The sequence below is a fragment of the Nocardioides sp. ChNu-99 genome, from assembly GCF_029493445.1.
GTDB lineage: Bacteria > Actinomycetota > Actinomycetes > Propionibacteriales > Nocardioidaceae > Nocardioides.
The window spans coordinates 23133-49099 of sequence record NZ_JAHWBL010000019.1; the positions used below are offsets into that span (position 1 = coordinate 23133).

The 25967-nt window shown below is 73.3% G+C and carries 24 protein-coding genes; 13 read left to right on the forward strand and 11 right to left on the reverse strand.

The features are described 5' to 3' along the window. Positions 1-11 precede the first annotated feature (11 nt). Positions 12-1202 carry a mannose-6-phosphate isomerase, class I gene (manA, locus tag KK617_RS08485; RefSeq protein ID WP_277499463.1) on the forward strand — a complete coding sequence of 397 codons (1191 nt, stop codon included), beginning with the start codon at positions 12-14 and terminating at the stop codon, positions 1200-1202. Positions 1203-1215: 13 nt separating this feature from the next. Here manA and KK617_RS08490 read toward each other — a convergent pair whose 3' ends face one another. Both KK617_RS08490 and KK617_RS08495 read right to left on the reverse strand, forming a co-directional pair. Next, the gene (locus KK617_RS08490) at positions 1216-1629 is read right to left on the reverse strand and encodes an S-adenosylmethionine decarboxylase (RefSeq protein WP_277499464.1); all 414 of its coding nucleotides are present in this window, start codon (positions 1627-1629) and stop codon (positions 1216-1218) included. A gap of 47 nt (positions 1630-1676) precedes the next feature. Beyond that, the gene (locus KK617_RS08495; RefSeq protein WP_277499465.1) at positions 1677-2918 is read right to left on the reverse strand and encodes an AI-2E family transporter; all 1242 of its coding nucleotides are present in this window, start codon (positions 2916-2918) and stop codon (positions 1677-1679) included. Positions 2919-3112: 194 nt separating this feature from the next. Between KK617_RS08495 and KK617_RS08500 the strand changes: the two genes are divergently transcribed. From KK617_RS08500 to KK617_RS08515, 4 genes are all read left to right on the forward strand, one after another. Further along, complete coding sequence (locus KK617_RS08500; protein WP_277499466.1) at positions 3113-4324, forward strand: acetyl-CoA C-acetyltransferase; 1212 nt, start codon at positions 3113-3115, stop codon at positions 4322-4324. A gap of 30 nt (positions 4325-4354) precedes the next feature. Next, complete coding sequence (locus KK617_RS08505; RefSeq protein ID WP_277499467.1) at positions 4355-6553, forward strand: 3-hydroxyacyl-CoA dehydrogenase NAD-binding domain-containing protein; 2199 nt, start codon at positions 4355-4357, stop codon at positions 6551-6553. Positions 6554-6698: 145 nt separating this feature from the next. Beyond that, a complete protein-coding gene (locus KK617_RS08510) occupies positions 6699-6872 on the forward strand; it encodes a CsbD family protein (RefSeq protein WP_277499468.1) in 174 nt (57 codons plus the stop codon). 124 nt (positions 6873-6996) lie between these two features. Then, positions 6997-7479, forward strand: a complete 483-nt coding sequence (locus KK617_RS08515) for a glutathione peroxidase (protein ID WP_277499469.1) — start codon at positions 6997-6999, stop codon at positions 7477-7479. A 229-nt stretch (positions 7480-7708) separates the two neighbouring features. On the opposite strand, the gene KK617_RS08520 is transcribed toward KK617_RS08515, so the two are convergent. Beyond that, positions 7709-8782: a glycoside hydrolase family 6 protein gene (locus tag KK617_RS08520; RefSeq protein WP_277499470.1), complete on the reverse strand. Its 1074-nt coding sequence runs from the start codon at positions 8780-8782 to the stop codon at positions 7709-7711. A gap of 155 nt (positions 8783-8937) precedes the next feature. On the opposite strand from KK617_RS08520, the gene KK617_RS08525 reads away from it, so the two are divergent. Both KK617_RS08525 and KK617_RS08530 read left to right on the forward strand, forming a co-directional pair. Next, positions 8938-9654 (forward strand): PadR family transcriptional regulator, encoded by a 717-nt coding sequence (locus KK617_RS08525; protein ID WP_277499471.1) that lies wholly within the window; start codon positions 8938-8940, stop codon positions 9652-9654. Further along, a complete protein-coding gene (locus KK617_RS08530) occupies positions 9651-10142 on the forward strand; it encodes a DUF1707 domain-containing protein (protein WP_277499472.1) in 492 nt (163 codons plus the stop codon). Before KK617_RS08525 ends, KK617_RS08530 begins: the two co-directional genes overlap by 4 nt. A 97-nt stretch (positions 10143-10239) precedes the next feature. On the opposite strand, the gene KK617_RS08535 is transcribed toward KK617_RS08530, so the two are convergent. Both KK617_RS08535 and KK617_RS08540 read right to left on the reverse strand, forming a co-directional pair. Beyond that, positions 10240-10848, reverse strand: coding sequence for a YceI family protein (locus KK617_RS08535; protein ID WP_277499473.1), 609 nt, complete (start codon positions 10846-10848; stop codon positions 10240-10242). A gap of 199 nt (positions 10849-11047) precedes the next feature. Continuing rightward, entirely contained in the window at positions 11048-11185 is a 138-nt protein-coding gene (locus tag KK617_RS08540; protein WP_277499474.1) for a hypothetical protein, read from the reverse strand. A gap of 287 nt (positions 11186-11472) precedes the next feature. On the opposite strand from KK617_RS08540, the gene KK617_RS08545 reads away from it, so the two are divergent. The 3 genes from KK617_RS08545 to KK617_RS08555 all read left to right on the forward strand — a co-directional run bounded on the left by KK617_RS08545 (position 11473) and on the right by KK617_RS08555 (position 15534). Next, positions 11473-12525: an SGNH/GDSL hydrolase family protein gene (locus tag KK617_RS08545; RefSeq protein WP_277499475.1), complete on the forward strand. Its 1053-nt coding sequence runs from the start codon at positions 11473-11475 to the stop codon at positions 12523-12525. Positions 12526-12663: 138 nt separating this feature from the next. Further along, positions 12664-13875 carry a TerC family protein gene (locus KK617_RS08550; RefSeq protein ID WP_277499477.1) on the forward strand — a complete coding sequence of 404 codons (1212 nt, stop codon included), beginning with the start codon at positions 12664-12666 and terminating at the stop codon, positions 13873-13875. A gap of 201 nt (positions 13876-14076) precedes the next feature. Continuing rightward, the gene (locus KK617_RS08555; RefSeq protein ID WP_277499478.1) at positions 14077-15534 is read left to right on the forward strand and encodes an NAD-dependent succinate-semialdehyde dehydrogenase; all 1458 of its coding nucleotides are present in this window, start codon (positions 14077-14079) and stop codon (positions 15532-15534) included. Between the two features lie 155 nt (positions 15535-15689). On the opposite strand, the gene KK617_RS08560 is transcribed toward KK617_RS08555, so the two are convergent. Beyond that, a complete protein-coding gene (locus KK617_RS08560; protein ID WP_277499479.1) occupies positions 15690-16628 on the reverse strand; it encodes an NAD(P)/FAD-dependent oxidoreductase in 939 nt (312 codons plus the stop codon). A gap of 88 nt (positions 16629-16716) precedes the next feature. Between KK617_RS08560 and KK617_RS08565 the strand changes: the two genes are divergently transcribed. Beyond that, positions 16717-17154: a MerR family transcriptional regulator gene (locus KK617_RS08565; RefSeq protein WP_277499480.1), complete on the forward strand. Its 438-nt coding sequence runs from the start codon at positions 16717-16719 to the stop codon at positions 17152-17154. 152 nt (positions 17155-17306) lie between these two features. Here the strand turns inward: KK617_RS08565 and KK617_RS08570 are convergent, their stop codons facing one another. Together KK617_RS08570 and KK617_RS08575 are read right to left on the reverse strand one after the other, a co-directional pair. Then, positions 17307-18830 carry an SPFH domain-containing protein gene (locus KK617_RS08570; RefSeq protein WP_277499482.1) on the reverse strand — a complete coding sequence of 508 codons (1524 nt, stop codon included), beginning with the start codon at positions 18828-18830 and terminating at the stop codon, positions 17307-17309. A 78-nt stretch (positions 18831-18908) separates the two neighbouring features. Continuing rightward, the gene (locus KK617_RS08575; RefSeq protein ID WP_277499483.1) at positions 18909-19406 is read right to left on the reverse strand and encodes a hypothetical protein; all 498 of its coding nucleotides are present in this window, start codon (positions 19404-19406) and stop codon (positions 18909-18911) included. 229 nt (positions 19407-19635) lie between these two features. On the opposite strand from KK617_RS08575, the gene KK617_RS08580 reads away from it, so the two are divergent. Continuing rightward, entirely contained in the window at positions 19636-21420 is a 1785-nt protein-coding gene (locus tag KK617_RS08580; RefSeq protein WP_277499484.1) for an ATP-binding cassette domain-containing protein, read from the forward strand. Between the two features lie 43 nt (positions 21421-21463). Further along, a complete protein-coding gene (gene zwf / locus KK617_RS08585; RefSeq protein ID WP_277499485.1) occupies positions 21464-22927 on the forward strand; it encodes a glucose-6-phosphate dehydrogenase in 1464 nt (487 codons plus the stop codon). A gap of 19 nt (positions 22928-22946) precedes the next feature. Here the strand turns inward: zwf and KK617_RS08590 are convergent, their stop codons facing one another. The 3 genes from KK617_RS08590 to KK617_RS08600 all read right to left on the reverse strand — a co-directional run bounded on the left by KK617_RS08590 (position 22947) and on the right by KK617_RS08600 (position 25965). Next, on the reverse strand, positions 22947-24029 hold the full coding sequence (locus KK617_RS08590) for a class I SAM-dependent methyltransferase (RefSeq protein WP_277499486.1): 1083 nt from the start codon (positions 24027-24029) through the stop codon (positions 22947-22949). 107 nt (positions 24030-24136) lie between these two features. After that, positions 24137-25000: a dihydropteroate synthase gene (gene folP, locus KK617_RS08595; RefSeq protein ID WP_277499487.1), complete on the reverse strand. Its 864-nt coding sequence runs from the start codon at positions 24998-25000 to the stop codon at positions 24137-24139. Continuing rightward, complete coding sequence (locus KK617_RS08600) at positions 24997-25965, reverse strand: glucosyl-3-phosphoglycerate synthase (RefSeq protein WP_277499488.1); 969 nt, start codon at positions 25963-25965, stop codon at positions 24997-24999. Before KK617_RS08600 ends, folP begins: the two co-directional genes overlap by 4 nt. Positions 25966-25967: the final 2 nt, after the last annotated feature.

Sequence of the window (25967 nt, forward strand, 5' to 3'; positions counted from 1 at the left end):
GGCTGACGCCCATGTACCGACTCCGCAACGGCGTGCAGACCTACTCGTGGGGCTCCCCGGACGCGATCCCGCGGTTCCTGGGCGAGCGCCCCGACGGCACCCCGGTCGCGGAGGTCTGGATCGGCACGCACCCGCTGCAGCCCTCGACCGCGGTCGACGCCGCGGGCGACGCGAAGCCGCTGTCGGACCTGACGGGCGACCTGCCCTTCATGCTCAAGGTGCTCGCCGCCGCCCAGCCGCTCTCGCTGCAGGTGCACCCGAGCAAGTCGCAGGCCGAGGACGGGTACGCCGAGGAGGAGCGCGCGGGCATCCCGCTGGACGCCCCGAACCGGGTCTACAAGGACGCGAACCACAAGCCCGAGATGGTCTACGCGCTGACCACCTTCGACAGCCTCATCGGCTTCCGTCCCACGGTCGAGATCCTCCGGGTGCTGGCCCCGCTGGAGACGCCGCTGACGCAGCGCCTCGCCGAGGACCTGCGCGCCGACCCCGGGTTCGCCGGCATCGTGCGCCGCGTCGAGTGGCTGCTGTCGCAGGACGTCACGGCGGCCCAGGTCGGCGAGGTCGTCGGGGCGTGCCGCGCGCTCGGCAAGATGGGCATGGACATCAAGCGGGCCTACTCCACGGCCGTCGAGATCTCGGAGTACTACCCCGACGACGTCGGCGTCGTGCTCTCCCTCATGCTCAACCGGATGACGCTGCAGCCGGGCGAGGCGGCGTACCTCGGGGCGGGCATCATCCACGCCCACCTCAAGGGCCTCTGCCTGGAGGTCATGGCCTCGTCCGACAACGTGCTGCGCGCGGGCCTGACGAAGAAGCACGTCGACCCGGCGGGCCTCGTCACCTGCCTCGGGGCGACGGGCATGGCCCGCATCGCGCGGGTGAACCCCGAGTTCGTGCTGGCGGAGACCGAGGTCTTCAGCCCCGCCGACGTCGAGTTCGCGCTCGCCGTCACGCAGGTCTCCCACGCCGACCCCGACGGGGTCGCGGTCGTGAGCGCCAAGCAGTCGCTGCTCATCTGCACCGGCGGCGAGGTCGAGGTGCGCTCGGCCGAGGGCGAGAAGGTGGCGCTGGCCCGGGGCGAGTCGGTGTTCCTCGGCCCCGACGACCGCGACTGCGTGGTCGTCGGCCTGGGCGAGGTGGCGCAGGCGTTCGAGCCCGCGCGCCGCGCCGTGCACTCCCGCCTGGTCGACGTCGTCTGAGGACGGGCCGGGCTCAGTCCGGCGCCTGCACCGGCCGCATCGTGCGGGTCAGCCGGGTGCGCGACGCCGCCAGTCCGGCGCAGACGGCCGCGACGATGGCCTCGCCCTCGAGCACGCCACAGGTCAGCAGGTCGACGTTCGCCAGCCGGTGCTCGGGCCAGGTGTGCACGGCGAGGTGCGACTGCGAGAGCACCAGCGAGGCGGTGACCGCGCCGTTCGGGAAGACGTGCCCGGCCTCGCCCAGCACCACCGCACCGCCGGCCGCGGCGGCCGCGCGCAGCAGCGCCCGGAGGGCGACCTCGTCGGTGAGCAGCGTCGGGTGGTCGGTCCACACGTCGAGGGCGTAGGAGCACATCTCGTCGCCCGACGGCGCCGTCACCAGCGCGCCGAGGGCGGACGGGACGGGCGGGGCGGTGGGCTCGGGCACGGCGGTGCAGCCTGCGTCGTGGCGGTGGGGCTCAAACCCCGCGCGGCTCACGCGGTGGCCGGACCCTCCTCGCGCAGCTCGGTCGGCGTCCGCCCGTCGTGGGTGTGCGGTACGTCGGGCAGCGCCGGGTGGGCGCCCGCGGGTCCGTCCGGGCCGTCGGCGCCGGCCGCGTCCTGCGGGTGGGCGTCGTCGGCGACCGCGTCGTCGATCCGCTCGTTGAGGTAGCGCAGCACCTCGGCGACGGTCGCCGCGACGGGCACGGCGAGGAAGGCGCCGGTGATGCCGAACAGGGTGGAGCCGGCGGTGACGGCCATGAGCACGACGGCGGCGTGCAGGTTCATCGACTTGCCCTGCAGCCACGGGGAGAGCACGTTGCCCTCGAGCTGCTGCACCACGACGATGATGATGAGCACGATGAGGGCGTCGCCGGGGCCGTTGGTCACGAGGGTGACGAGGCCGGCCAGCGCACCGGCGGAGACCGCGCCGACGATCGGGATGAAGCCGGCGAAGAAGGTGAGGATCGCCAGCGGGATCGCCAGGGGCACCCCGATGATGACGAGGCCGAGGCCGATGAGCACCGCGTCGATGAGGGAGACGAGCGCCTGGGTGCGGATGAAGCCGCCGAGGGTGTTCCACGCCCGGGCGCTGACCTCGACGAGGTGGCCGCCGGCGCGGTGGCCGCCGATGGCGGAGACCCAGGGCAGGAAGCGGTGGCCGTCCTTGATGAAGAGGAACGTGAGGATCAGCATCAGCACGAGGTTGATGAGGATGTTCGTCACCGCGCTGATGCCGGTGATGACGCCCGAGCTGATCGCGGACGCCTGGCTGGAGATCTCGTCCTGGAGGGTGGAGAGCGCGTCGGTGATCTGACCGTCGCTGACCCCGAGCGGGCCGTCGGTGAGCCAGGTCCGGATCTGCCCGACGCCGTCGACGGCCGAGTCGGCGATGTCGTTGGACTGCCCGGCGATCTGGGGGGCGAGGAGGAACCCGACGAGCACGAGGCTGCCGAGGAACCCGAGCATCACCCCGGCCGCCGCGAGGCCGGACGGCACACCGCGCTTGCGCAGGAACGCGGTCGGCGGTCCGAGGACGGTGGAGAGCACGAGGGCCAGCGAGACGGGGAACCACACCATCCACGTGTGGCCGACGGCCCAGCCGAGGATGAACAGGGCGGCGGCGCCGACGACGACGCGCACGCCCCAGACGTTGATGCGCGAGAGCCCGCGGTCGATCACGTCCGCGCGGTCGGGCACGGTGCGGGGATGGCGGTCGGGCGCGGGGCTCGTCACGCCCACCACCCTAGGTGTCGCCTCCCGAGCCGGGTCGTGCGGAGGCGCCTTGTTACCGACGAGTCACCTAAATCACGTGCCCCCGTTCCCACGATGACAGTAATGGTGTCATTATCGGATCCGGACCTGGATCTCCCCGAGCTGCGACGCGGGTGCAGATCCCCACACGACCATCGAGGCAGGCAAGGACCGACATGGCAGAAGCATTCGTGTACGACCACGTTCGTACGCCGCGCGGCAAGGGCAAGAAGACCGGCTCCCTCCACGAGGTGAAGCCCATCGACCTGGTCGTCGGCCTGATCGACGAGACCCGCAAGCGCAACCCCGACCTCGACCCCGCCCTCGTCGACGACGTCGTGCTGGGCGTCGTCAGCCCGATCGGTGACCAGGGCGGCGACATCGCGAAGGCGGCGGCGCTGAAGGCGGGCCTGCCCGACGAGGTCGCCGGCGTGCAGCTGAACCGCTTCTGCGCCTCGGGCCTCGAGGCCGTCAACCAGGCCGCCTCGCGCGTGCGCGGCGGGTTCGAGGAGCTGATCCTCGCCGGTGGTGTCGAGTCGATGAGCCGCGTGCCCATGGGCTCCGACGGCGGCGCCTGGGCGATGGACCCGCGCACCGCGCTGCAGTCGAGCTTCGTGCCCCAGGGCATCGGCGCCGACCTCATCGCGACCGTCGAGGGCTTCAGCCGCGAGGACGTCGACGCCTACGCCGCCGAGTCCAACGCCCGGGCCGCCCGCGCCCGCGAGGCCGGCTACTTCAAGCGGTCGGTCATCCCGGTCGTCGACGAGAACGGCCTGACGGTCCTCGACCACGACGAGTTCATCCGCCCCGGCACGACGGTGGAGAGCCTCGCGGGCCTCAAGCCCTCCTTCGCCGACATCGGCAAGGGCGCCGGCTTCGACGACGTGGCCCTGGAGAAGTACCACTGGCTGGAGAAGATCGACCACGTCCACCACGCCGGCAACAGCTCGGGCATCGTGGACGGCGCGGCCATCATGGCGATCGGCACGGAGGACGCGGGCAAGCGCGCCGGCCTCACCCCCCGCGCCCGCATCGTCTCGGCCGCCGTCTCCGGCGCCGACCCGGTCATCATGCTGACCGGTCCGGCCCCCGCCGCACGCAAGGCGCTGGCGAAGGCCGGCCTGACGGTCGACGACATCGACCTGTTCGAGATCAACGAGGCGTTCGCCGCCGTCGCGATGCGCTTCATGCGCGACATGGGCATCGGCCCCGAGATCACCAACGTCAACGGCGGCGCCATCGCCATGGGCCACCCGCTCGGCGCGACCGGCGCGATGATCCTCGGCACGCTGATCGACGAGCTCGAGCGCCGCGAGCTCAAGCGCGGCCTCGCCACCCTGTGCGTGGGCGGCGGCATGGGCATCGCCACCATCGTCGAGCTCGTCTGAGCGTCGTACCGGACATCGAGAGAGGAACCCATGACCGAGCAGAGCGCCGTCCGCTACGACAAGGACGCCGACGGGATCGTCACGCTGACGCTGGACGACCCGAACCAGAGCGCCAACACCATGAACGAGCTCTACCGCACGTCGATGACCGACGCGGTGGAGAAGCTGTACGCCGAGCCGGAGGGCTCGGTGAAGGGTGTCGTCATCGCCAGCGCCAAGAAGACCTTCTTCGCCGGCGGTGACCTCAAGGGCATGGTGCAGACCACGCCGGACGACGCCGCCGACGTGTTCGCGATGGTCGAGGACGTCAAGGCCGCGCTGCGTCGCCTCGAGCTCCACCCCGCGCCCGTGGTCGCCGCCATCAACGGCGCCGCGCTCGGTGGCGGGCTGGAGATCGCGCTCGCCGCGAACCACCGGGTCGCGTGGGACAGCCCGAAGGTGCAGATCGGCCTGCCCGAGGTGCAGCTGGGGCTCCTGCCCGGCGGCGGCGGCGTCACCCGCACGGTGCGCATGTTCGGCCTGCAGACCGCGCTGATGGACGTCCTGCTCCAGGGCACGCGCTTCAAGCCGGCCCAGGCGAAGGAGAAGGGCCTGGTCGACGAGCTGGTCGCCGACCTCGACGGCCTCCTGCCCGCCGCGAAGGCGTGGCTCGCGTCGGTCGCGGGCGACGCGGACGCGGGCAAGCAGCCCTGGGACCGCCCGGGCTACAAGATGCCCGGCGGCACCCCGTCCACCCCGAAGCTCGCCCAGTTCCTCCCGGCCTTCCCGGCGCTGCTGCGCCAGCAGGTCAAGGGCGCGCCGTACCAGGCGCCGCGGGCGATCCTGTCCGCCGCCGTCGAGGGCGCGCAGGTCGACTTCGACACCGCCTCGCGCATCGAGTCGCGCTACCTGACCGGCCTCGTCGTCGGCCAGCAGAGCAAGAACATGATCCAGGCGTTCTTCTTCGACCTGCAGGCGATCAACGGCGGCTCGCTGCGTCCTGACGGCCACGAGAAGTACGTCGGCCGCAAGGTCGGCGTGCTCGGCGCCGGCATGATGGGCGCGGGCATCGCGTACGTGTTCGCCAAGTCGGGCGCGCAGGTCGTGCTGAAGGACGTCACGACCGAGGCCGCCGAGCGCGGCAAGGCGTACTCGGAGAAGCTGCTCGACAAGGCGGTCTCCCGCGGTCGCGAGACCGAGGAGGGCAAGGCCGAGTTCCTCTCGCGCATCCACGCCACCGCCGACCCGGCCGACTTCGCGGGCGTCGACGTGGTCGTCGAGGCCGTCTTCGAGGACCCGTCGCTGAAGGCCAAGGTGTTCGCCGAGATCGCCGAGCACGTCAACCCGGACGCGCTGCTGTGCTCGAACACCTCGACGCTGCCCATCACCGAGCTGGCCCAGGGCGTCGACCGTCCGAAGGACTTCATCGGCCTGCACTTCTTCAGCCCCGTCGACAAGATGCCGCTGGTGGAGATCATCCGCGGCGAGGAGACCGACGACGCGGCGCTGGCGAAGGCCTACGACCTGGTGCAGCAGATCAAGAAGACGCCGATCGTCGTCAACGACAGCCGCGGCTTCTACACCTCCCGCGTCATCGGCTTCATGGTCAACGAGGGCCTGCAGCTGCTCGCCGAGGGCGTGCACCCGCAGACCCTGGAGCGCGCGGTCACGCAGGCCGGCTACCCGGTCGGCACGCTGCAGCTCTCCGACGAGCTCAACATGGAGCTCATGGCCAAGATCGCCAAGGCCACGGCGGACGCGGCCGAGCGCGACGGCCTCGACTACGTGCCGCACCCGGGGCTGAAGGTCGTCGAGAAGATGATCGAGATCGGTCGTCCCTCGCGCCTCAAGGGCGCCGGCTTCTACGAGTACGACGAGTCCGGCAAGCGCCAGGGCCTGTGGAAGGGCCTCGCCGAGACCTTCCCGGTCGCGGAGCAGCAGCCGCCGCTGCGCGACGTGCAGGACCGCGTGCTCGTGCTCGAGGCGCTCGAGACGGCCAAGTGCTTCGAGGAGGACGTCATCACCTCGGCGGCCGCCGCGAACATCGGCTCGATCATGGGCATCGGCTTCCCGCCGTACACGGGTGGCGCGGCCCAGTTCATGACCGGCTACGAGGGCGCCGACGGCGAGATCGGCCTCGCGGCCTTCGTCAAGCGCGCCGACGAGCTGGCGGAGAAGTACGGCGACCGCTTCCGGCCGACCGACCACCTCCGCAAGATGGCCGCCAACGGGGAGTCCTTCCCCGCCTGACGGCCCTCCGCGACCCACCACCGGGCCGGTGCCCCTCCCCAGGGGGCACCGGCCCGGTGCTGTCGTCGGCGGGCTCCCGGCGCGTCCTTGGAGACGTGGCTACCGTGGGGGAGGACCGGACGACGAAGCACGGAAGGGGAACGACATGGGTATCGCGGACAAGGCGAAGAACACCGTCGAGGACCTGGGCGGCAAGTCCAAGGAGCACGTGGGCGACGCCACCGGCGACGACGAGCTCAAGGCCGAGGGCAAGAAGGACCAGACGAAGTCCTCGCTCAAGCAGGCCGGCGAGAACGTCAAGGACGCCTTCAAGTCCTGAGGTCTCGACGCACCACGACGGGCTCCCCGATGATCGGGGGGCCCGTCGTCGCGTCCGGGCCCATCCGGCGGGCCCGCGGCACCGAACCCCTGATGACCCCGACCGACCCCCTCCGAGGAGCACCATGAGCACCCTGTCCGACTTCACCGCGACCCGGCTCGACGGCACCGAGGAGTCCCTGGAGGCGTACGCCGGACGGGTCGTGCTCGTCGTGAACACCGCCAGCAACTGCGGCTTCACGCCGCAGTACGAGGGTCTCGAGCAGCTCTACCGCACGTACGGCGAGCAGGGCCTCGTCGTGCTCGGGTTCCCGTGCAACCAGTTCGCGGGCCAGGAGCCCGGCGGGGCCGACGACATCGGCGAGTTCTGCCAGCGCAACTACGGCGTCTCGTTCCCCATGTTCGACAAGGTCGACGTGAACGGCTCCGACGCCCACCCCGTCTTCGACTGGCTGAAGAAGGAGAAGGGCGGCCTGCTCGGCGGTCGCATCAAGTGGAACTTCACCAAGTTCCTCGTGGGGCGCGACGGCACGGTCGTGAAGCGCTACGGCCCCACCACGAAGCCCGCCGACATCGCCGCCGACATCGAGAAGGCGCTCGCGGCCTGACGCTCCTCCCGCTCGCGCGGTGGTTGAGGTGGGTGCGCTAGCACCCCTCGAAACCACGCTGACCTACTCCGGTGGTTTCGAGGGCCGCTGGGGCGGCCACCTCAACCACCGGATGTCGGTGGTTGAGGTGGGTTGCTCTGGCAACCCCTCGAAACCACGACCGGGTTCCCTGGGTGGTTTCGAGGGCGGCTGGGGCGGCCACCTCGACCACCGGACGGGGTCGGCGGCCTCAGCGGCCGAGCAGGCGCCGCGCTCCCGTCGCCCACCACTGGCCGGCGGCGGGGCCGCCGTTGCAGGCGCCGTCCGACTCGCCGGGGCGCTTGACCCACGCGTAGAAGTCGACGCCGTTCGCGTTCACGACCTTCGGCTTGCTGCCCAGGCGGGCGGCGGCGGTGTTGCACCACGAGCCGTCGCGCGCGGGGCCGGCGCCGTTGCGGGAGGTGTCGACGAGCTGGCGCTTGCCGGCGTACCCCCGGGTGGCGAGCGCCGCGACCAGCGACCGGCCGTAGGCGAGCTCGTCGTTGGTGGTGCGGTAGTTGCTGACGTTCGTCGCGACGCCGCGCGCCCACTGCACGCCCGACTGGGACAGGCGGTCGGCCATGACGTTCGCGGAGTGCCACGACGAGTGGCCCGAATCGACGTACACCCACGTGCCGTTGCGCGCGAACGTGTAGGTCGCGTAACGGATGAGCGACGTCCACAGCTCCTGCCCGGCGCACGAGCCGAGCAGGCCGAGCGCGTCCGGCTCGAGCACGACGACGGCCCCCTTGCCCTTGAGGCCCAGCGCGATCTGCTCCACCCAGAGGCGGTACGAACGGGGGTCGAACCCGCCTGAGGAGTGGCTGCCGCAGTCGCGGTTGGGCAGCCCGTAGACCGCGATCATGGGCGTGCGGTTCTTCTGCCGGCCGTAGTCCGCCCACGCCGCGGCCGCCGCGCGCGCCCGGCCGACCGGCACCGCCTCGGTGAACCAGCGGGTGTGCGTGTTCGCCGCGATGGGGGTGTACGTCGCGTCCTTGCGCGCGGCGACCATGGCCGGGCTCGACGGGTCGACGAGCACCCCGCGCCGCAGTCGGATGTCGACGGCCGCGGCCGCCTGGACCGCGGGCGCCTGGACCTCAGGTGCCGGGGCTGCGGGTCCCCCGTCCACCAGGGCCGCCGGGGCGGGCGTCGCCGCGCGGGCCGACCCCGTCAGACCCGTCAGGCCGGTCAGCAGCGTCGCGAGGAGCACGACGGCGAGCGCGGCGGGGACGAGGACGAGGTGCGCGGCGCGGGCAGGCGTCAGCGCGGACGAGGTGGGGGGCACTGCCGCAGCCTAGGGCGGCGCGACCCGGCCCGGGCGGGCGTCGGTGGGACCTGCAGAGAAACAGCGCTTGGCTTGAGCCGACCTCCGGCGTACTGTCGCGATATATCGCGAGCGGTCGACGACCGTACGGCCGCGACGGACGGAGGGAGCAGCACATGTGGGACGCCGACAAGGTCGACGGCTTCGACGACGACGACCAGGAGAACGGCTGGGAGCGGGGGCGCCACCAGCACCCGCGCGAGGGGGGCCGCCGCGGTGACTTCCCGGCGTGGCCCGGCCTGGGCGGGCCGTTCGGCCCGGCCGGCCTCGGCGCCGCGTTCGGTCCGCGGCGCGGCGGTGGGCGTCACGGCCAGCCCGTGCCGCCGTGGGTCGCCGGTCTGCTCGGCTTCGACGCTCCGCCGCAGCGCGGCCACGGCGGCGGGCCGAAGGTGCGGCGTGGCGACGTCCGCGCGGCGATCCTCGACGTGCTCGCGTCGGGACCGCGCAACGGCTACCAGGTGATCAACGAGATCGCGGAGCGCTCGCACGGCGCCTGGAAGCCGTCGCCGGGCTCCGTCTACCCGACCATCCAGCAGCTCGAGGACGAGGGCCTCGTCGTCGCCGACGACGCGCAGGGCCGCCGTACCCTCACCCTCAGCGACGAGGGGCAGGCGTACGTCGCGCGCCACGCCGACGAGCTGGCCGCCGTGTGGCGTCCGTTCGCGCCGCGGGCCGAGGCGCCGCAGGGCGCGCTCCCCGAGATCGGCCAGGTCATGAACGCGTTGTGGCAGATCGTGTCGACCGGCACCGACGCCCAGCGGGCGGAGGCCCTGACGGTGCTCGCCGAGGCGCGGCGCCGGCTGTACGGGATCCTCGCGGAGGGCGACCGGTGAGCGAGGCCGGCCGGGTGCGGCTCTCCGACGCGGAGCGGCAGGACGCCGCGGCCGCGCTCGGCACCCACTTCGCCGAGGGCCGGCTCGACCCCGTCGAGCACGACGAGCGCTCCACCGCCGTGTGGGCGGCGCGCTTCGCCGAGGACCTGCAGCCCGTGTTCGCGGACCTGCCGGCGCCTCACCCCGGGGCGCTCGCCCCGGCGCGGGCGCACGACTGGAACGCGCAGCGCCCGGCCGCGCGGAAGCGGGGCGCCCGGGGCGCCCGGGGTGACGGACCGCCGGCCTTCGTGCCGACCGCGGTGCTCGTCGCGCTGCTCGTCGGCGGTGTCCTGCTGGGTGTCGCGGTGCTGAAGGTGCTGGTCGCCGTCGTGCCGCTCCTCCTGCTCGGCGGGCTGGCGTTCCTGGCGGTCCGCCGCATCGCCGGCCGGGGCGCGGCCGGCCCGCGCGGGACGCTCCCGGGGCGGGGAGGGCCGCCGTACCGCTGCTGAGGGCGGGTACGACGACGCCCCCGCTCCCCGGTGATGACCGGGAGGCGGGGGCGTCGGGTGCGTCGGGGGTCGCCCGGCGCGCTGGGGGAGTGCGTGCTCAGGCGCTCTGGATCGCCGAGACGTCGAACTCGAGCTTGACCTTGTCGGAGATGAGGACGCCGCCGGTCTCGAGCGCGGCGTTGTAGGTGAGGCCCCAGTCCTTGCGGTTGATGGCGACGCCACCCTCGAAGCCGATGCGCAGGTTGCCGAACGGGTCGCGCGCCGAGCCGGTCTGCTCGAGCTCGACGGTGACGGACTTCGTGACGTCCTTGATCGTGAGGTCGCCGGTGACCAGCCACGTGTCGGCGTCCTCGCGCTCGACCTTGGTCGAGACGAAGGTGATGTTCGGGTACTTCTCCGCCTCGAAGAAGTCACCGGTCTGCAGGTGGCCGTCGCGGTCGGCGTTGCCGGTGTCGATGCTGGCGGCCTTGATGGTCAGGGCGACCGTCGAGGCGGACGGCGTGGCCGTGTTGATGGTGGCGGTGCCGTCGAACTCCTTGAAGGAGCCGCGGACCGTCGTCACCATCGCGTGGCGCACGGAGAAGCCGAGACGGGTGTGCGTGACGTCGAGGGCGTAGGAGCCCGCGATGTCCTCCACGGCGGTGGTGGGAGCGTCGAACGTCTGCTCGGCCGGGGCCGAGTCCTTGGTGCGGCTGAAGATGCCCATGATGCTGTCCTCCGAAGTCAGTTGAACTTTCAACGACGACTGTACGGGTATCTACTTGCGCCGTCAACCATCTCGGGGTCGGCGGGGTGGTGACGACACACACCCCGGACGCAGCAGAGCCGCCATCCCGGGGGATGGCGGCTCTGCGGGGCTGCCTCGAGGGCGGCGGGGCGCCGGGTGGCGCGTGAGTGCTCGGCTGTCAGGCGGCGGCCGGTCGGGCGACGGCCGTCGAGGCCGAGGTCCAACGAGCCTCCATGCGAGCACGGCCGGACGCGTCGACGACCTTGGTCCAGGTGAGGACGAGGCCGTTGCGGTGGGTCGACGTCGAGTAGAGCATGAGACACCTCCTGTTCACTTTCCGTTCATCCAAGGTAGCGCACCGTCGGCGGGATCGGTAGTCGGCGCCGCACTTTTCTGCCCCAGATGCGGCGGTCCTGCTCCACCTGGGCCTGTGGACGGGCCCGGACGAGCCCGTTCCGCTCCACTTGGGGGGCTGCTCGCAAGGTGAACGACGGGTGAATGCGGAACCCTCCGGCCTCCCCTCACGGGGGTGGTCACCGTCGAGCGCGTCGACCTACGGTGCCGCTCGGGCGCCACCGATCGCCGGCACCCTCGGGAGGAACCATGGCGACCCCACCTGTCCGCACGCCCGCACGACGTCGTACCCGGGGGTGGGTGGCGCTCCCCGCCGTCCTGGCCGCCGGGCTCGCCCTGGCCGGCCCCGCCGCCCCGGCGCTCGCCGACCCCGTCTCGGGCTCCACCTCCGTGGGGCCCGCCGCCGGCGGCTCCTACGTCGCGCTGGGCGACTCCTACTCGTCGGGCACGGGAACGCGGGAGTACCTGGCGGACGGCACCCAGTGCCTCCGCTCCGTGCACGCGTTCCCCTCGCTGCTGGCCTCCGCCGGGGGCTGGGACCTCGACTTCCGCGCGTGCTCCGGCGCCGTCGTCGCCGACGTGCGCGCCAACCAGCTCACGGCGCTCTCCGCCGCCACCGACCTCGTCACCCTGTCCGTCGGCGGCAACGACGCCGGGTTCACCGACGTCATCACGGAGTGCGCCCAGCCGGGGTGGATGAGCGACTGCGACGGCGCGATCGACGGCGCCCAGGCCTTCATCGGCGCCACGCTGCCCGCGCGGCTCTCGGGCCTCTACGCCGACGTCCGCGCCGCCGCGCCGAACGCCGACGTCGTGGTCGCCGGCTACCCGCGTCTGTTCCAGGGCGAGGACTGCGACGTCCTCACCTTCATCTCGCCGGCGGAGATGACGCGCCTGAACGCCACCGCCGACCAGCTCGACGCCCGCACCGCCGCGGCCGCCCGGGCCGCCGGGTTCCGCTTCGTCGACCCCACCGCCGCGTTCACCGGCCACGCCGTCTGCGACGAGCCGGCGTGGCTGAACGGGCTGTCGAACCCCGTGGTCGAGAGCTACCACCCGAACACGCTGGGCCACGCCCAGGGCTACGTCCCCCTCGTGTCCTCCGCGGCCACCGGCAGCGCGCTGGCCGTCACCCCCGCGGTCGTCGCCGACGCCGAGGCGCACGCGGGCACGTACGTCGCGCAGCAGGCGCCGTACGCGGCGTACGACCGCACGATCGCGCCGCGGGTGGTGGAGACGGCGCCCCTCCACGCGGCCCAGCGGGCCATCGCCGACGGGACGGCCGACCCCGCGCAGGAGTGAGACGGGGGGAGATCCACGTCGCACCGGGAACTTGTGCGACCCCTGTGCACGTTCTTCTCCCTGACGTCGCCGCGCGGCGGGGTGGCCGACCGGTCGCCCCGCCCTCGTGCACCACCGCAACGCAGAAGGAGTCCGTCCATGGAGGTCACCCCGCTGGTATGGGGCCTCACCATCGCCGTCATCGCCGGCTTGCTGCTCTTCGACTTCTTCTTCCACGTGCGCAAGGCGCACATCCCCACGTTGAGGGAAGCAGCGATCTGGTCGGCCATCTACGTCGGCCTGGCGATCGTGTTCGGCTTGTTCGTGCTGTGGAACTGGGGCGGGACGTACGGCGGTGAGTACTTCGCCGGCTACATCACGGAGAAGGCGCTGAGCGTCGACAACCTGTTCGTGTTCCTGGTGATCATGGCGAGCTTCAAGGTGCCGCGCGAGGACCAGCAGAAGGTGCTGCTCTTCGGCATCGTGTTCGCGCTGTTCGCGCGCACCGCGTTCATCCTCGTCGGCGCCGCCGCGATCAACCAGTTCAGCTGGGTCTTCTACCTCTTCGGCGCGATCCTGCTCTACACGGCGATCTCCCTGCTGAAGGAGGACGACGACGAGGGCGGCGAGGAGGCCGACAACTTCGTCATCCGCCTCGCGAAGCGTTTCTTCCACACCTCGGAGCACTACGACGGCGACAAGCTGTTCACCGTCGTGGACGGCAAGAAGATGCTGACCCCGATGCTGCTCGTCATGGTCGCGATCGGCGGCACGGACCTGCTGTTCGCGCTCGACTCGATCCCCGCGATCTTCGGCCTGACGCAGGAGACGTACATCGTCTTCGGTGCCACGGCGTTCTCGCTCATGGGTCTGCGCCAGCTGTACTTCCTCATCGACGGCCTGCTCGACCGCCTCGTGTTCCTCTCGTACGGCCTGGCGATCATCCTGGCGTTCATCGGCGTCAAGCTGTTCATCCACGCCCTGCACGAGAACGAGCTGCCCTTCATCAACGGCGGCGAGCACGTGACCGCCATCCCGGAGGTCAGCATCGCCATGTCGCTGAGCGTCATCCTCGGCGTCCTCGTCGTCACGGTCATCGCGTCGCTGCTCAGCCCCAAGGGCAAGGCGGAGTCGACGATCAAGGCGGCCAGGGCGGCGGCCGACCACTACCTCGACGGGACCTACACCCACGACGTCGACGAGCACGAGCGCCAGTTCGGCATCGTCGTCGCCAAGCAGCAGCAGATCGACGACCTCCCGGAGAAGCACCGCCCCACCCCGGCGGAGCGCGCGGAGCTCGACGAGCTGTTCGCCCGGGTGCACGCCGCCCGCGGCGGCACGGCCACCGAGGGCGGTCGCACCCGCGACTGACCCACGGGCACGCCGGTCACGCACCGGTCGCACCACCCGCTCGATCCGACGGCCCCCGGCACCACGCCGGGGGCCGTCGGCGTCCCCGGCCGCACTCCACCCCGGCCGCGCCTGGTCGCGCCCGGCCACGCACCCGCCGTACGCCGCCGTTGTGCGCAGCGCCCGTTGGCGGCGCTCGGGCCGGGTGGCACGCTGAGGGCCATGAGCGCACTGCCCGACGACCTGTTCGTCCCCCAGCTCCACATCGGCGGCACCTGGCGTGACGCCGAGGACGGGGCCACCTTCGACGTGCTGGACCCCGCCGACGAGTCGGTTCTCGTGAGCGTCGCGGACGGCACCGCCGCCGACGCCGTGGCCGCCCTCGACGCGGCGGCCGAGGTCCAGGAGGAGTGGGCCCGCTCGGCGCCCCGCGACCGCGCCGAGATCCTGCGGGCCGCCTTCGAGGCCATCACCGCCCGTCGCGACGACTTCGCCCGGCTCATCAGCCTCGAGATGGGCAAGCCGCTGGCCGAGGCCGCGGGCGAGGTGACGTACGGCGCGGAGTTCCTGCGCTGGTTCTCCGAGGAGGCCGTGCGCATCCACGGGCGCTGGATGAGCGCGCCCGCCGGTGGGTCCCGGCTGCTGACGGTGAAGAAGCCGGTCGGTCCGTGCCTGCTCATCACGCCGTGGAACTTCCCGATCGCCATGGCCACCCGCAAGATCGCCCCGGCCATCGCCGCCGGCTGCACGATGGTCGTCAAGCCCGCCGCGCTGACGCCGCTGACGACGCTGGCCGTGGCGAAGGTCTTCGAGGACGTCGGTCTGCCCGCCGGCGTGCTCAACGTGGTGACGTCGACGCACTCCGGGGACGTCTCCGAGACGCTGATGGCCGACGAGCGGCTGCGGAAGGTCTCCTTCACGGGGTCCACCCCGGTCGGCAAGGTGCTGGTGCGGCAGTCGACCGAGCACCTGCAGCGCCTGTCGATGGAGCTGGGTGGCAACGCGCCGTTCCTCGTCTTCGAGGACGCCGACCTCGACGCGGCCGTCGAGGGCGCCGTGCTGGCCAAGATGCGCAACATGGGCGAGGCCTGCACGGCCGCCAACCGCTTCCTCGTGCACGAGAGCGTCGCCGAGGAGTTCAGCCGGCGCCTCGCGGAGCGCCTCGGCGCCCTGCGCGTCGGCCGCGGCCAGGACGACGGGGTCGACGTCGGCCCGCTGGTGCAGGCCTCCGCGGTCGAGGACGTGCACCAGCTCGTCACCGACGCCGTGCACGACGGCGCCCGGGTGCTGGTGGGCGGCGAGGCGCCCGACGGCGCGGGTTACTTCTACCCGCCGACGGTGCTGGCCGACGTACCCCACGAGTCGGCGATCGTGAACACGGAGATCTTCGGCCCGGTGGCGCCCATCTCGACCTTCACCGACGAGGACGAGGCGGTGCGCCGGGCCAACGCCACGGAGTACGGCCTCGCCTCGTACGCCTTCACCCGCGACCTCGAGCGCACCATCCGGCTCGCCGAGCGCCTCGAGGCCGGCATGCTCGGCATCAACACGGGCCTGCTGTCGAACCCCGCCGCCCCCTTCGGCGGCGTCAAGCAGTCGGGCTTCGGCCGCGAGGGCGGCTTCGAGGGCATCGAGGAGTACCTCGAGACCACGTACGTGGGGATCTCGACCGGGTCGTGAGGCGGGGGTGGGGGGTTCCCCGGTGCACCGGGGAACCCGCCACTTCCGGGTGGGAACTTCCCGCCGGAAGTGGCGGGTTGCGGCTACAACCTTCGCGCCGGGCCGGGCCGCGAGACCGGGTACGGCGCCGCTCGCCGCCGCGCCGCCGCTGCGGGTCAGTGACCGGCGGCGCCGAGCGCGGCCATCTCCTCGCCGAGCAGGTCGGCGCTGCAGGCCGTCGCCGCCATCTGACCGGCCGCCAGCGCATTGACCACGGACGCCATCGGCATCGGGAAGACCGAGCGGTGGGCGAGGTCGCCCCCGGCGTACACGCCCGTCACGCTGGTGCGGCCCATGTCGTCGATCTCGACGCAGCCGGACGGCAGCAGCTCGACGCCCAGCTGGGCCGCGAAGGGCGCGGACTGGCGGTAGGTCGGCGCGAGCAGCACGCCCACGGCGTCGATCTCCGAGCCGTCCGACAGCACGACGCGCGCGCCGTCACCCCGGCGCTCGAACCGCTCGACCTTCGCCTCGACGACGGCGGCGCCGAGGGCCGCGAAGATCGTGCGGGCCTCGGGGGCCACCTCGGCGCCGTTCGCGAGCACGGTGATCTCGCCCGCGATGCCGCGCATGAGGCCCACGGCGTGGCTCATCTGCTGGGCCGCGCCGAGCACCACCACGTGGCCGTCGGCGAACTCGTGGCCGTGGCAGAAGGGGCACTGCGCGGCCACGGTGCCCCACAGGTCGGCGAGCCCGGGCACGTCGGGGAGCTCGTCGGTGAGGCCGGTGGCCAGCACGACGCGCTTGGCGCGCACGGTGCTCCCGTCGTCGAGCGTCGCGGTGAACCCGCCGACGACGTCGCCCTCGATGGTCCGGACGGTCGCCTCGCGGACGACGACGTCGTACGCGTCGAGCTGGGCGCGGGCCTGCGCGCGGAACTCGGCCGGCGGCCGGCCGTCGTGGGTCGCGACGTTGTGCATGTGGTCGACCTGGGCGTTCCGGTAGGTGCCGGAGTCGACCAGGGTGGTGCTGCGGTGGATGCGGCCCAGGGTGAGGGCCGCCTGGAGGCCGGCGGGGCCGCCGCCGACGACGAGCGCGTTACGGATCTCGGACATGGTGCTCCTTCTCGGGTCAGGACTTGTGCAGGTCACCAGCGTGTGACTTCATGTGAACATGAAGTCAAGCCCGTGGAGCATCGGAGATGTGGCACGCCGTTTCGACATCGGTACCCACGTGCTGCGGTTCTGGGAGGACGAGGGCCTGCTGGTTCCCGAGCGGGACGGTGCGGGCCGTCGCCGGTACGGCGAGGCCGAGGTCGTGCGGGTGGCCGCCATCGTGCGGAACAAGGCGGCGGGGATGACGCTGGAGCAGATCCGGATCCTGCTCGACAGCGAGGCCGAGGGCCGCCAGGCCGTGCTGCAGGCGCACCTCGACGACATCGCCGAGCGCATGCGGTCGATGGAGCTGTGGCGCGCCATGACGGAGCACGCGCTGCGCTGCCGGGCGCACGACGTGACGAACTGCCCCCGCTACAAGGCGTTCCTCGCCGACCTGCTCGACGACAGCCGGCCGCGCCCCGCGCTGCCGCCCGAGCCCACGGCGGAGGAGATGGCCGCGCTGGGCCACCCGCCCGCGAGCTGACACCGGAGCCGCGGGACCGCCGTACCCCCCCGAGACGACCGCGGACGTCATGCGGACCGGAGGCCGGGGGCCACCGGACGCATGACGTCCGCGGGGTGCTGCAGTGCAGCGGGGGTGGGCAGGTCGTGCCGGTGGTGCGGGCGGTACGGCGCCTACTGGCCGGTGGTCTCGCCCGTCACCGTGTCGCCGCGCAGGCCGAGGCCGTCGGCGGCGGAGCCCACGGACCGCTTGATGAGCGCGTCGAGGTCGAGGCCGGTGGTCGTCCGCAGCATGTTGAGCGTCTCGACCATGTTGGAGGTGACCTGCTTGGGCAGGGCGCCGGCACCGTCGGTCGACACGACGGTGAGCTGGTCGATCGCGCCGATCGGGGCGGCGACCTCCTTGGCGATCTGCGGCAGCACCTCGATGAGCATCTGCAGCACCGCGGCGTCGTTGTAGTGCGCGAACGCCTCGGCGCGCTTGTCCATCGCCTCGGCCTCGGCCTGCCCGACGGCCAGCACCGCGGCCGCCTGGGCCTCGCCCTCGGCGCGGACGGCCTCGGCCTCCGCCGTACGACGGGAGCGCTCGGCCGCACCGCGCCGCTCGCCCTCGATGGCACCGGCCTCCGCGAGCGCGGCACGCCGGGCCTTCTCGGCCTCACCGGAGAGCCGGACCTCCTGCGCCTTGGCCTCGGCGGCCGCGATGGTCGACGCCTTGCGGGCGTCGGCGGCGGCGATCTCGGCGGAGCGGCGGGCCTCGGCGTCCTGCTCGACGCGGTAGCGCTCGGCGTCGGCCGGCTTGCGCACCTTGGTCTCGAGCTCGCGCTCGGTGAGGGCGGCCTGCCGGACGGCGACCTTCTCCTGCTCGAGCAGGATGGCCTGGTCCTGGTCGGCCTGCGCGAGCGGGCCGGCGGCCGCGGCGCGGGCCTGCGCGGCGTCCGTCTCGATCTTGATCTCGGCCTGGCGCAGCGCGAGGGCACGCTGCGAGACCGCGATCTCCTCCTCGGCGGCGATACGCGCCTGCTCGGCGGCTCGGCGGGCGTTCGCCTCGGCGATCGAGGCCTCCTGGCCGATGCGCGCGGCCTCGGGGCGACCGAGGTCCGCCAGGTAGGAGCCGTCGTCGGTCACGTCCTGGATCTGGAACGTGTCGAGGATGAGCCCCTGGCCGGTCAGGGAGTTCTCCGACTCGTCGGCCACGCGCTGCGCGAAGGCCGCGCGGTCGCGGATGATCTGCTCGACGGTCAGGCCGCCGACGATGGAGCGCAGCGCGCCGGCGAGCACCTCCTGGGTGAAGGGCTCGATGTCGCCCTGCTGCGACAGGAACCGCTGGGCCGCCAGCCGGATCTGGTCGGCGTTGCCGCCCACCTTGACGATGGCCACGCCCTCGACGTTGAGCTTGATGCCCTGCCCGGAGACCGCGCCACGGATCTGCACCGAGATGCGCCGCGACGACAGGTCGAGGTTGCCGAGCTTCTGCACGAACGGGATGACGAAGACGCCGCCGCCCATGACCACCTTCTGGCCGGACAGGTCGGTCGTGAGCTCCCCGGTCTCCGGGTTGATCACCGCCTTGCCCTTGCGGCCGGTGACGATGAACGCCTCGTTGGGGCCGGCGACCTTGTAGCGGCTGGTGATGAGCAGCACCAGCAGCACGAGCAGGACGACGAAGCCGATGATCGGGGCCAGGACCGGGTCCATGGTGATGGGCCTTTCGGTGGTGGGCGAGCGGTCACGCGGGGGAGCGGTGGTGCGGGCGGTGCGGGTCGTGCCGGGGGTTCAGGAGAGCTCGTCGTACGTCGCGGCGACGGTGACGGCGGTCGGCGACAGCACGCCGGTGACGTGCACCGCGGTGCCCGCGGGCAGGGCGCGTTCGGCCTGGGCGTTGTAGCGCAGCACGTGGCCGCCGCGGCGGACGGTGATCGCGCCGTACCCGCCCTCGGGGATGGCCGTCACGACGGTGGCGTCCCAGCCGACGGCGTCGCGGGCGCCGGGCGTCGCGTCGGTGCCGCCGGTCTTCACGAGCCGGGTGAGCCACGCGGCGAACCACCCGACGACGAGACCCGCGGCCACCCCGACGAGCGAGGAGGGGAGCTGGCCGAGGCCGGCGGCCTGCGCGATCGCGCCGCCGAAGCCGAGCGCGGAGACGAAGCCACCGAGGGCGGCGGTGGAGAACCAGTCGCCGGCGAGAGCCTCGATGTCGAACAGGTCGCCGAGGACGAGCGAGACCAGGAGGACGACGGCGCCGCACAGCCCGATCACCAGGAACGGCGTCACGGGCGCCTCCTCCAGGTGTCGCGGGCACAGGCTCGATGGGCGGGGCCGCCCCCACCCTCTCACGGCGCGGACCACCGCGCCGCCGATCTCCCGCGTGCGGGGGAAAACCCGTTGGCCGTCCGGCGCCCGGGGCGTAGCCTGGCGAGCACCATGGAGCTCTGACGACGCCCGCGATCGCGCTGCGGCCCCGCCCGCGCGGTCCCTCCCCACCCCGGACGGACGCGTCGTCATGCCTGCCCACTCCTCTTCTTCCTCCGCCGCCGATCTTGCCGGCCTCCCGGACCTCGCCGATCTCACCGCCCCGCTCGCGCCCGTCGTCGCGCACGGCGTCGTGCGCTCCTACCCGGGCCGCGCCGGCGGGCCCGTCCTCGACGGCGTGGACGTCGTGGCCGCGCCCGGCACCCGGCTGGGGCTCATCGGCGAGAACGGCTCCGGCAAGTCGACGCTGCTGCGCGTGCTCGCCGGCCTCGACCGGCCGGACGCCGGCACGGTCCGCGTGCCCGCCGACGTCGTCCACCTCGCCCAGGAGCCCGACCCCCGGGCCGGCTCCGGGGCCGGCACCGTCGGCGACCTGCTCGACGACGCCCTGCGCCCGCTGCACGCGGCGGTCCGGCTCCTCGAGCGGCTCGCGGCCGACCTGGGCGCCGACCTCCCCGCGGGTACGGCGGACGAGGTCGGGGCGGCGTACGACGCCGTGCTGGCCTGGGCGACCCACCACGACGCCTGGGACGCCGAGCGCCGCGTCGAGCTGACCGCCGCCACCCTCGGCGTCGCCGACCTCGACCGCGCCCGCCCCGTCGCGACGCTCTCGGGCGGCCAGCGCACGCGCCTGACGCTGGCCGCCGCGCTCGTGCGCCGCCCCGCCTGCCTGCTGCTCGACGAGCCGACCAACCACCTCGACGCCGAGGCGCTGGAGCTCCTCGAGACGTCGCTGGTCGCGCTGCCGGGCGTGGTCGTCGCGGCCAGCCACGACCGCACCTTCCTCGACCGCGTCTGCACCGACCTGCTCGACCTCGACGCGGGCGTGCTCGGCACCGACGGCCGGGGCGGGCAGCGGTTCGGCGGCGGGTTCGGCGACTACCTGGCCCACCAGGCGGCCGTGCGCCGCCGCTGGGAGGAGACCTGGCAGCGGCAGCAGGACGAGATCGCCGACCTGCGCGCCCGCACCCGCGTCGACCTCGGCAGCATCGCGCCGGGTCGCGGACCCACCGACAACGACAAGTTCATCCACGCCTTCAAGGGGGCGAAGGTCGAGCGCACCCGGGCCCGGCGCGTCCACGACGCCGAGCGCCGGCTCGAGGTCGCCGAGCGCGAGGCGCTCCCGAAGCCGCCGCGGCCGCTGCGGTTCGCCGTACCCCTCACGGGGGGCGCGCCCGACGGCGGCGCCGGGGCGGGTACGCCGGGCAGCGGCGCCGCGGTCGCCGTGCGGGACCTGCGGGTCGACGGGGAAGAGCCTGGCCGCCCCCGCCTCGTCCTCGACCGGCTCGACGTCGTCGCCGGAGAGCACCTGCTCGTCACCGGCCCGAACGGGTCGGGCAAGACGACGCTGCTCGACGTGCTGGCCGGCCGGCTGACCCCGGACGCGGGCCGGGTCGACGTCCAGGCCCGCCGCGTGCGGCTCGTCGCGCAGGACCCCGACGTCGGGGCGCCGGAGCGCACCACGCGGGCGGCGTACCGCGACCTCGTCGGCGCCGCGACGGCCGAGCGGGTGCCCCTGCGCTCGCTGGGGCTGCTGCACCCCCGCGACCTCGGCACTCCGGTCGGCGCCCTCAGCGTGGGCCAGCGGCGCCGGCTGACCCTGGCGGTCGCGGTGGCCGCCGCCCCCGACCTGCTGCTCCTCGACGAGCCGACGAACCACCTCTCGCTGCGGCTCGCCGGGGAGCTGGAGGAGGCGGTCGGCGTCGCCCCGGGGACCGTCGTCGTCACCTCGCACGACCGGTGGCTGCGCGCCCGGTGGTCCGGGCGGCAGGTGGCGCTCGCCGCGCCGTACCCGGCCACCGGGGCGGGGCGCTGAGGTCGACACCCTCCCGTCACGCGGGCGTGGCAGGCTGGGAGCCATGTCGACCGCGCACCCCCAGGGCACCCCCGGACCGCCCACGACGGTCATCCTCTTCGGCGCCACCGGCGACCTGTCGCGCCGCAAGCTGCTGCCCGGCCTGCTGCACCTGCGGCGCACCGGCCTGCTGCCCCACGTGCAGATCGTGGGCACGTCGCTGGACCCCCACACCCGCGAGACGTTCGTGGAGTTCGCGCACGACGCGATCCGCGAGTTCGCCTCCGACGTCACCGAGGGGGAGTGGGACGACTTCGCCAAGCGGCTCTACTGGGCCCCGGGGGGTACGGCGGACTCGCTGCGGGCCGCGGTCGCGGAGGCCGAGTCGGAGTGCGTCGAGCCGCAGCACCGGCTGCACTACCTGTCGGTGCCGCCCAAGGCGGCGATGGCGGTCATCCACACCCTCGCCGAGGCGCAGCTGGTGGAGCGCTCGCGCGTGGTGATGGAGAAGCCGTTCGGCGTCGACCTCGAGAGCGCGAAGGCCCTCAACGCCGCGGTGCACGAGGTGTTCGAGGAGTCGCAGGTCTTCCGCATCGACCACTTCCTCGGCAAGGAGGCGGCGCTCAACATCCTGGCGTTCCGCTTCGCCAACGGCCTCTTCGAGCCGGTGTGGAACCGCAACATGATCGACCACGTGCAGATCGACGTGCCCGAGCGGCTCGGTCTGGAGCAGCGGGCGTCGTTCTACGAGGCCACCGGCGCCTACCGCGACATGGTCGTGACCCACCTCTTCCAGGTGCTCGCCTTCACCGCGATGGAGGCGCCGACCGCGCTCGACCCGCAGTCGATCACGGAGGAGAAGGGCAAGGTCTTCCGCTCGATGCTGCCCATCCACCCCGAGGACGTGGTGCGGGGGCAGTACCTGGGCTACCGCGACGAGCCCGGCGTCGACCCCGAGTCGGAGACCGAGACGTTCATCGCGCTGCGCTGCTACGTCGACAACTGGCGGTGGGCCGGCGTGCCGTTCTACCTGCGCACCGGCAAGAAGCTCGCCGAGGGCCAGCGGATCATCTCGGTCGCGTTCAAGGAGCCGCCCAAGTCGATGTTCCCCGAGGGCTCGGGCATCGGGCAGCACGGCCCCGACCACCTGACCTTCGACCTCGCCGACCAGGCCAAGGTCAGCCTGTCGTTCTACGGCAAGCGGCCCGGCCCGGGGTTCCGCCTCGACAAGGTGTCGATGCAGTTCTCGGTCGAGGACACGAACTGGGCGGGCTCGGTGCTCGAGGCCTACGAGCGGCTCATCCTCGAGGCGACGAAGGGCAACCACACGCTCTTCACCACCGCCGAGGGCGTCGAGCGGCTCTGGGAGATCTCGCAGCCCCTCATCGACTCCCCGCCGCCGGTGCGGCCCTACGAGCCGGGCACGTGGGGGCCGAACCAGATCCACCAGCTCATCGCCCCGCGCGCCTGGCGCCTGCCGTTCGAGCGCAAGTGGCGGGAGAAGCACGCCGAGCACGACGCGGACTGACGCGCCGGCGGCAGTCCGGTCAGGGCATGCGCAGGACGCCGAGCCCCTTGTAGAGGTCGACGCGCTCGAGCGTGCTGCCCGGCGCGGAGGCCTGCCAGCGCTCGCCGGTGACGCGCTCGTCGTCGCGGTCGTAGTCGTCCATCAGCACGATCGCGCCGGGCGCGAGGCGGTCGCGCAGCACGGGGAACGCCGGGTAGCGGGCCTCGCGACCGCCGGAGCCGGGCGGGCCGTCGACGATGAGCAGGTCGATGGGGGGCAGGTCGCCGAGGGCGTCCACGTCGTACCACTGCGGCTCGTGCTCGGGCACCGGCGAGGGGGCCAGCGGGGCGATGCGCACCTCGGCCACGTCGTCGACGCCGTTCTCCGACAGCGTGCGGCGGGTCTGCTCGCCGTAGAACGCCTCGTGGTCGATCGAGATGATGCGGGTCGGCAGGCCGTACTGCTGCACGGTCAGGGCCATGAGCAGCGTCGAGGAGCCCGAACCGCACTCGACGACGACCGCCGGGCGCTCCTCGCGCAGCAGGTGGACGAGGAAGAGCAGCAGGTCGGGCGAGGCCGCGAAGCCGCTGAGGCCGGGCAGCGGGCGCTCGATGCGCACCGCGGCGAACAGCTGGAGCAGCGCCTGGGTCTGGCGCACGTCGCCGATCGACTCGACGAGCAGGAGGCGCTCGATCTCGTTGCGCAGGCCGTCGCGGTTGCGGTCGGAGACCGTCGTCGTCGTGCGGGTGGCCTCGGCGATCTCGCCCGCGACGTGGCCGGCGAGCCGGTCGGTGCTGCGCTCGACGGTGCGGTGCAGGCCGTCGGTGCGGGTGCGGACCAGCTCGGCGAGCTCGGCGGTGCGGGCCGCCTCGAGCTCGTCGGAGCGGGCGTGCTGGGCGTGGAGCAGCCGGCTGGTGCCGATGGCGGCCAGCCCCGCCAGGGTGGCGGCCAGCAGGACGAGACCGGCGAGGAGGCCGAGCACCCAGGCGCCGTCGAGGTCGACGAGCAGGCCCGCGAGCACCGGCAGGCCGACGAGCGCCACGAGCGCGACCAGGCCGAGGAGGGGGCGCGTGGGCCCGGACGACGGCAGCACCTGCCGCAGGACGGAGCGCGACGTACTCATGCGGGAACCTCCCGGTCGGGGTGCGCGCGGGAGGTTCGCGCACCGGTCCGGGCCCGAGGCTATCCAGGTGCGGCCTCGCAGGCGGGCAGCGACCCTCGGGCCGACCCTCAGGCCAGGCCGCGGATCGGGCGTGCGGGCGGGCGGCGGCCGGCGATGCTCCACGCCATGTCGACGACCTGCCGGGTCTCGGGCACCTCGTGGACGCGGTAGATCCGGGCGCCCGCCTGCGCGCAGATGGCGGTGGCCGCCAGGGTGCCGAGCAGCCGCTCGCCGACGGGGCGGTCGAGGGTCTCGCCGACGAAGTCCTTGTTGCTGAGGCTCACCAGCACGGGCCAGCCGGTGGCGACCATCTCGCCGAGGCGCCGGGTGACCTCGAGGGAGTGGAAGGTGTTCTTGCCGAAGTCGTGGGCGGGGTCGATGACGATGGACTCGCGGGCCACGCCGGCGGCGAGCGCGCGCTCGGCGTACGCCGTGGTGTCGGCGATCGCGGCGGCGACCACGTCGTCGTACGCGACACGGAACGGGCGCGTGCGCGGCGTGATGCCGCCGGTGTGGGTGCAGATGATCGCGGCGCCGTGCTCGGCGGCGGCGTCGACGAGCTCCGGGTCGGCCCCGCCCCACGCGTCGTTGAGCACGTCGGCGCCCTCGGCGCACACGGCACGTCCGACCGAGGCGCGCCAGGTGTCGACGGAGATGACGAGGTCGGGGTACGCCGAGCGCACCCGCGCGACGAACGACACGACGCGGCGGCGCTCCTCCGTCTCGTCGACCTCGACGCCCGGGGCGGCCTTGATGCCGCCGATGTCGACGATCTCCGCACCCTCGTCCACGACCTGCGCGACGCGGTCGAACGCCCGGTCCTCCGCCCACGTGGCGCCGCGGTCGTAGAAGGAGTCGGGCGTGCGGTTGACGATCGCCATGACGAGGGTGGCGTCGTCGGCGAAGGAGTGGCGGCCCAGGCGCAGCGTCACGGGCGGGCCCCCGGGGTCGGGTCCACGACCGAGGAGTACGGCGGGCGCTCGCCCACCGTGACCGCCCGCAGCGTGGCGTGGGCCCCGCCGTCGGACTGGTCGAACTGACGCAGGGCGACGGTGTCGACGCCGCCGACGGGGGCGACGCGCCGGGCGGCGGCGGCGAGGATCTGGGTGGCCATCGCGCCGAGGTCCGCGAGCGCCTGGTGGCGGTGCGAGCGACGGCCGAGGTCGACCTGCGCGATCGCGTCGAGGCCGCGGGCCCGGAGCGTGTCGACGAGGGCGGCGAGCTCGACGGCGTACCCCGTCGGCACCGACAGCGACCCGAACAGCTCGCGACGCACCGCCCACTCACCGGCGAGGGGCTGCACGAGGCCGGCCAGCTCGGGGAACGCCAGCGCGATGAGGGGCCGGGCGACGAGCTCGGTGACGCGGCCCCCGTCGTACGGGCCGCCGCCCTCCACGTCGAGCGGGCGCGCGTAGAACCCCTTGACCAGCGCGACCGTCGGGTCCGTCAGCAGCGGCCCCAGCAGGCCGGGCACGAAGTGGGTGTCCCACGCGCGCAGGTCGGCGTCCATGAAGACCAGCACGTCGCCGCGGGTGACGAAGAGCGACTTCCACATCGCCTCGCCCTTCCCGGGCGCCCAGCCGAGGTCGGGGCGGATGTCGGCGGCGCGGTGCACCACGGCGCCCGCGTCGGCGGCCACCGCGGCCGTGTCGTCGCTCGAGTCGGAGTCGATGACCACCACCTCGTCGAGCAGGGAGACGGTCTCGACGAGCCGCTCGCGCACGCGGCTGACGACGTCGCCGACGGTGGCGGCCTCGTTGCGGGCCGGTACGACGAGGCTCACCGTCGCGCCTGACGCGCGGCGGGCCTCGAGGAGGGCGTCGAGCGTCCACGCGTCCCAGCGGTGGGTGCGCCGACGCGACCACGCGGCGGTGGCGTCCTCGGGCAGCGCGGTCACGC